This is a genomic window from Salinispora pacifica CNR114 (genome assembly GCF_000514775.1).
Taxonomy (GTDB): domain Bacteria; phylum Actinomycetota; class Actinomycetes; order Mycobacteriales; family Micromonosporaceae; genus Micromonospora; species Micromonospora pacifica.
The window spans coordinates 1-5,761 of record NZ_AZWO01000070.1; the positions used below are offsets into that span (position 1 = coordinate 1).

The 5,761-nt window shown below is 66.5% G+C and carries 7 protein-coding genes and 2 pseudogenes; 8 read left to right on the forward strand and 1 reads right to left on the reverse strand.

The window, feature by feature from the left end:
• The 6 genes and pseudogenes from B118_RS0124470 to tgmC all read left to right on the forward strand — a co-directional run.
• Window positions 1–264, forward strand: a pseudogene (locus tag B118_RS0124470) (hypothetical protein); the annotation flags it as partial.
• 95 nt (window positions 265–359) lie between these two features.
• On the forward strand, window positions 360–539 hold the full coding sequence (locus B118_RS0124475) for a hypothetical protein (protein ID WP_027648956.1): 180 nt from the start codon (window positions 360–362) through the stop codon (window positions 537–539).
• Entirely contained in the window at window positions 539–769 is a 231-nt protein-coding gene (locus B118_RS0124480) for a hypothetical protein (RefSeq protein WP_027646984.1), read from the forward strand. The genes B118_RS0124475 and B118_RS0124480 overlap by 1 nt, the downstream gene beginning before the upstream one ends.
• A gap of 193 nt (window positions 770–962) precedes the next feature.
• Window positions 963–1,259: a putative ATP-grasp-modified RiPP gene (tgmA, locus tag B118_RS0124485; protein WP_027648955.1), complete on the forward strand. Its 297-nt coding sequence runs from the start codon at window positions 963–965 to the stop codon at window positions 1,257–1,259.
• A gap of 5 nt (window positions 1,260–1,264) precedes the next feature.
• Entirely contained in the window at window positions 1,265–2,221 is a 957-nt protein-coding gene (gene tgmB / locus B118_RS0124490; RefSeq protein WP_028193646.1) for an ATP-grasp ribosomal peptide maturase, read from the forward strand.
• Complete coding sequence (gene tgmC / locus B118_RS0124495) at window positions 2,218–3,372, forward strand: ATP-grasp peptide maturase system methyltransferase (protein WP_028193647.1); 1,155 nt, start codon at window positions 2,218–2,220, stop codon at window positions 3,370–3,372. The genes tgmB and tgmC overlap by 4 nt, the downstream gene beginning before the upstream one ends.
• 212 nt (window positions 3,373–3,584) lie before the next feature.
• Here the strand turns inward: tgmC and B118_RS0124500 are convergent, their stop codons facing one another.
• Entirely contained in the window at window positions 3,585–3,848 is a 264-nt protein-coding gene (locus B118_RS0124500) for a hypothetical protein (RefSeq protein ID WP_027646559.1), read from the reverse strand.
• A 198-nt stretch (window positions 3,849–4,046) separates the two neighbouring features.
• Here B118_RS0124500 and B118_RS0124505 point away from each other — a divergent pair, with 198 nt between their 5' ends.
• Together B118_RS0124505 and B118_RS33755 are read left to right on the forward strand one after the other, a co-directional pair.
• Entirely contained in the window at window positions 4,047–5,411 is a 1,365-nt protein-coding gene (locus tag B118_RS0124505; RefSeq protein ID WP_043542029.1) for an autotransporter outer membrane beta-barrel domain-containing protein, read from the forward strand.
• 187 nt (window positions 5,412–5,598) lie between these two features.
• Window positions 5,599–5,761 (forward strand): annotated as a pseudogene (locus tag B118_RS33755) (IS701 family transposase); the annotation flags it as partial.

Genomic DNA, 5,761 nt, shown 5'->3' on the forward strand with positions numbered 1-5,761 from the left:
GGCGACAACGCCCTGGCAGTCGAGCACCTTCGCACTGGCCTGCACGGATTGCCGCCGTACGCGAAAGGTGCGGCATGGACCGTCCCCTACAGATTTGACCTCGCGGCGACGTTGGTCGAACTCGGCGACGTCAGCGCCGCACTTGAGGCGTACGAAGGCGTACAGGCCATCGCGGAGGCGACCGGAACAGAGCACCTGGCTAGGCGTGTCGAGTTCGCCGTCCGCAGCCTGTCCGCAGGAAACCTGCGGACACACACCACCTAGCAGTAGTCTCCCCCTCACGCAAAGCTTCCAAGTGGGGATGGCCACAGCCAGCGAGCGGGCCGTCTCGCCTCCATCGAGGGTGAGGGAGCACGCGCATGATCCGGCTACTCCGCCGACTCCGCCGCCGGCCCGTACGGCTGGACGCGACCGGTCCTGCCACGGCGTATTCGGCGCGGGCCGGCGCCTACCGCCCGCTGTGGGACCAGCCGACGGTGATCCTCGACAGCCGGCCGTTGATGACCCGGTTGGCCCGGCAGCGGGCATGCTCCCGGTGATGGCCACCCACGCCCGGCCGCGCTCCGGCAGCCTGTCGACGGTCCAGCTACGAAACCGGATGATCGTGTCCGCTCGGCGGATCATCGCCGAGCACTGGCCGCGGGTGGACCGGTGCCCGATCTGCCGATCCGGGTGGCCGTGTCCGCCCACCGAGACCGCCTACGACTACCTCGGCTCGGTCGGGCAGGGCAACTGGGCTCCACCGCAACGCGCCGGGAGCCGGCGTTGACGCCCGGCGACGCGACCGTCCGCCGCTGGTGGCGGGACCTGAAGACCACCGGCAGGTCGACGGCCGTTGCCCCGTGTGCGGCACCCCGCAGCGGTGCTGGCCCTGGGCGGAGGCGTACGCCGGGCTACTCACCCACGACCTGTTCCGAGCACCGCAAATCGCAAGGTAAACCCCTCAAATGATGGAGGTCGCTATGACTACGTTCGCCCCGGACCGTTGCCTGCTGCCGCTCTACGACAGCCGCACCGAGCAGGGACGGGTGAGCCCGGCTCGCCCGTTCGGGCTGACACTGTCCACGCAGGTTGGTGATGAGGTTCCGGTGGTTGACCTGACCGACGCCCACCTGGACCCGGTGACGCAGACCATGATCGGTGTCGACGGCACCACCCTGGGTAAGCCGCAGACCACGCAGAAAGTCGCCACGAACAGCAAGACCTCCTACGATCACCAAAACTTCAACGACTCCACCCCGGACACCTACCAGGACTGACACCCATGACGATCCTGGTCCTGACCGAACCCCACGACGTGACCGCCGACCTGGTCATCACCGCGCTGCACAACCGTGACGCGAAGGTACATCGCGTCGACACCGGCGACTTCCCCCAGTTCCTCACCCTGACCGCGGAGAACGGCGGCCAGGACGGCTGGTCCGGCGTCCTAGCCGACGCGCACCGGCAAACCCGACTGGAGAACGTCACCGCGGTCTACTACCGGCGGCCCGGCCCGTTCCGGCTAGCCGATGGCCTCGACGACTACGAACGGCGGTGGGCTACCCAGGAAGCCCGGATGGGATTCGGTGGCCTGGTGGCGGCGCTGCCAGTGCGGTGGGTCAACCACCCCCACCACATGGCGGCAGCCGACTACAAACCCGTGCAACTCGCGGTCGCGGCCCGCTGCGGCCTGACCACCCCCCACACGCTGATCACCAACGAGGCGCCGGCAGCACGGGCCTTCATCGCCGCCGCGCCCAACGGGGCGATCTACAAACCGCTGCACGTTCGCCCCTACCTCGACACCGACACCGGACACCTGATGGCACTGGCCACCACCCCAGTCACCGCCGAGCAGATCACCGACTCGGTCACCGGCACCGCGCACCTCTTCCAACACCAAATACCGAAAGACCACGAGCTACGCGTCACCACCATCGGACGGCGCGTGTTCACCGCCCGCATCGACGCGCACTCCGACGCCGCCCACATCGACTGGCGCACCGACTACGACAACCTCACCTACACACCGGTCACACTGCCCGACACCCTCACCGACCAACTCCTATCCCTGACCAACGCCTTGGGACTCGCGTTCGCCGCAATCGACCTGATCGTCACCCCGACCGGCGACTACGTGTTTCTAGAGGTGAACCCGGGCGGCCAGTGGGCCTGGATCGAAGCCGAGACGGAGCTACCCATCGCCGCCGCGATCGCCGAGTACCTGGAGACGCCGTGACCCTCACCGACGCCGGATACCGGCAACGACGACAACACCTCGTCGCCCGACTACACACCACAGGACACCTGACCAACCCCACCGTGGCGGGAGCGTTCGCGTCGGTCGCCCGCCACCCGTTCGCCCCCGCCGTCTACGACGTGAACTCCCACGGGCAGATCGGTGACGTGCTACACGCCACTCGGCCGGAGCACCAGGACGCCTACCTCGCCGCCGTCTACGGCGACGAAGCCATCGTCACCCAAATCAGCGCGGACGGTCGGCCGACCAGCTCATCCACTCAGCCCGGAGTCATGGCGGTGATGCTGGAAGCCCTCGACCTGCAACCCGGCATGACCGTGCTGGAGATCGGCACCGGCACCGGCTACAACGCCGCCCTCCTGGCCCACCTACTCGGCGATGCAGCGGTCACCTCCATCGACATCGACCCACACCTGATCACCAACGCCACCACCGCCCTCACCGACGCCGGCTACCAGCCAACCGTGGTCACCGCGGACGGCCTGGCCGGATACCCGGCGCGGGCACCCTACGACCGGCTGATCGCCACCTGCTCGGTACGCCGAGTACCAGCCGCTTGGCTACGACAAACCAAGCCAGGCGGACTGGTCCTGGCCAACCTGTCCTACGGCGTCGTACCACTGCGAGTCGACGACACTGGCACAGGTCACGGCCGGTTCCTGCCGCAGGTAGCCGCGTTCATCGAGGCCCGACCCGCCGACGGACCGGTCGGGCCGACCGTGGCGGACATGGTGTCACTGTGTATGGGTAGCACCGGCACCACATCACCAGGCCACCACCGCGACGTCGCGCTGTTCGGCGACCCACACGGTGAGTTCTGGTGGCGCCTCGCCGAACCGAGCATCTACCACTGCACCCTGCTCCCCGACGGGGAAGAGGTCCACTGCCTCGTCGACGCCGACACCGGCTCCTGGGCCCGAATCCACACTCAGGGCTCGACCGTCACCGTCACGCAAGGCGGACCACGTCGGATCTGGAACGCGGTAGCCAGCGCATGCCGCCGGTGGGCCGACGCCGGCCGCCCCACCCACGACCACCTGGGCCTCACCATCGATTGCGACGGCACCCACACCCTCTGGATCGACACACCCAACGGACCACACACCTGGGACCTCGACCCACCAAGGTGAACCCAACAAAGCAAAAGACCCCGCCCTTCCCAGGTCGGGAGGGCGGGGCCGCGGCGGGCAGGGTGGGCAGGATCGTCAGGGCGTCACCGTGGTGCACAGTCCAGGCGGTCATTCAGTTCTCCCGCATCAACCCCGGGGGTGTCTGAAGGGTGTCCGCCGGTGGTGGTGCCCCCGAGTCACCACCACCGGCGGGTGTGGCTAGGTCGGCAGGACTACTGCCGCCAGGCGGCCGGCGCCTCATACGTCGGCGCGGCCGGCGTACCCAGTAGGAGGCCCAGCCGTGGCCAGCGTGCCTCGGCCACCCGGACTAGCGCGTAGTAGCCGGCCATCGCCAGCGCCACCACACCAGCCGTGAGGGCGGTGGACGAGTCGGCGTCGAGGACGATGCCCGCCGTCGAGGCGAGCCACGCGAGCAGGGCGCCGACGGCGGCGGGGACAGCGGTACGGATGAGTGAAATCAGGTAGTCGTGCGTCATCGGGGTTTCCTCTCGGGGTGTGCCTGATGCCACGGTGGCTTGGTGTCTCGTTCGGGCATGTTTTTCGTGTTCATGTCTTGGTGGGGTTGGTGTCGGTTTAGCTCGGAGTGGTTGCTGCCGCCTGCCTGGTAGCCGAGGAACACCACCCCTCTGGGGTGATGGTTCTCGTCCGTGACGGGGAAGGACACCAAGACCGCGATGAACCATCAGCGCCACGAACACGACCCGGACCGGCTAGGTGCACGCCGGGCGAGGTCACGGTGGTGGGCTGTTGGGCTGGCCGGCATGACCGGCCTGGCCCTCACCACCAGCCTCGGCATCGGCGGCGCGCCGGCTATCGGCGCCGACGACGGCATTCTCACTGCCGCCGACGACCGGCGGGGAAAACCTGACCGCGCCTCCACCGATAGCAAGGATTACGAGGGCAAGGGCAAGAAGGACACACGCAAGGGCACACCGGTCCCGTGTAGCGCCGACGCGTTGATCGCCGCGATCACTTTGGGCAACGCCCGCGGTGGCGCCGTGCTCGACCTTGCCAGTAAGTGCACCTATCTGCTTACCGCCGACATCGACGACGGCGCCGGCCTTCCTGAGATCACCGCCCCGATCACTCTCAACGGTGGCACACACACCAGCATCACACGCGCCGCCGCAGCGCCCCTGTTCAGAATTCTCACCGTTGAGGCCGGCGGAAACCTCACCCTCAACCGCCTTACCATCACCGGCGGACAGACCACCGACAACGGCGGAGGAATCCTTGTCAACACCGGCGGAACGCTGGCCACCAAGCACAGCACCATCATCCGCAACATTGCCGGAGGCTCAGGTGGCGGCATTTTGAGTCTCGGGAATACATCCATCGACTCATCCACTATATCCTATAATTCTGCGATTATAGACGGTGGCGGCATCAACAGTCAACGGCAAATCTATTTAACAAATTCTCTCATTGTCAATAATCAGACTTCTATCAACAGCGGCGGCGGTGCCGCGATTGTGGGATCCGCGGCCATCGCGAAGACCGCGATCACGGGCAACAGCGCCGGGAATGCCGGCGGCGGTCTCGTCATTTTTGCAGCAGCGGCTACGATTACTGATTCCAAAATCGTCGACAATGTCAGCGCTAACAATGGTGGGGGAATTTCCGTTCCTGATGGCGCTCAGCTTACGTTGCGGCGGGTAGCCGTCGCGGATAATCGGGCCGGCGGCACCGGCGGCGGGCTTTTCGTAAACCTCAACAATCAGGTCGTGGCCGAAGACGCCAGGTTCGAGAGGAACACCGCAATAGGAGACGGTGGCGGAATCAGCAACCTCAGCGATACGGTGGTGCGGCGGTCCAAACTCTCCGATAACCAGGCCGACGAGGGCGCCGGCGTATTCAACGGTGCCACCGCTACGCTTACCCTCTACTCCACTAAAGTCGTCAAGAATACGGCCGTCACTGACGGCGGTGGGATCTTCAACGAGGCGGGCGGCACGGTCGAGTTGAACACCGCCACCGGCACCGTCGTGGTCAAGAACCGGCCGAACAACTGCGTCAACGTTCCCGGCTGTCCGGGCTGATCCCCGTCGCTCGGGTATCACGAGGGGCCCCGCCTTTCCGTCTACGGGCAGCATAGGCGGGGTCCTTCCTGGTTAGTACTCCAGCCGGGGTTGTTGACCTTGGCTGAGCTGCGGTTCGATGCGATGCGGGAACGAGGGCAGCCACCGTCGATCATGGACGGTTGTGTGGACTGACCATGATGCAGCGGTGGCTGCCGGATACAGGGTAGACGCCCAGCGGTGGCGGGTGTTGTTCGACGACCTGATGTTGACGGTCGGGCAGCGTTTCCGCAGGCCGGAGCCTCGCCGTCGGGTGCGTGACTTCGTCCGGGGCTTGCTGGCGCCGTTACCGTCGAAGAACTGCTGGACGA

What these genes read in the sequence shown, in the direction of transcription:
- B118_RS0124475 (WP_027648956.1), top strand. Translation starts at nt 360, where the DNA reads ATGATCCGGCTACTCCGCCGACTCCGCCGCCGGCCCGTACGGCTGGAC.
- B118_RS0124480 (WP_027646984.1), top strand. Translation starts at nt 539, where the DNA reads ATGGCCACCCACGCCCGGCCGCGCTCCGGCAGCCTGTCGACGGTCCAG.
- tgmA (WP_027648955.1), top strand. Translation starts at nt 963, where the DNA reads ATGACTACGTTCGCCCCGGACCGTTGCCTGCTGCCGCTCTACGACAGC.
- tgmB (WP_028193646.1), top strand. Translation starts at nt 1,265, where the DNA reads ATGACGATCCTGGTCCTGACCGAACCCCACGACGTGACCGCCGACCTG.
- B118_RS0124500 (WP_027646559.1), bottom strand. Translation starts at nt 3,848, where the DNA reads ATGACGCACGACTACCTGATTTCACTCATCCGTACCGCTGTCCCCGCC.
- B118_RS0124505 (WP_043542029.1), top strand. Translation starts at nt 4,047, where the DNA reads ATGAACCATCAGCGCCACGAACACGACCCGGACCGGCTAGGTGCACGC.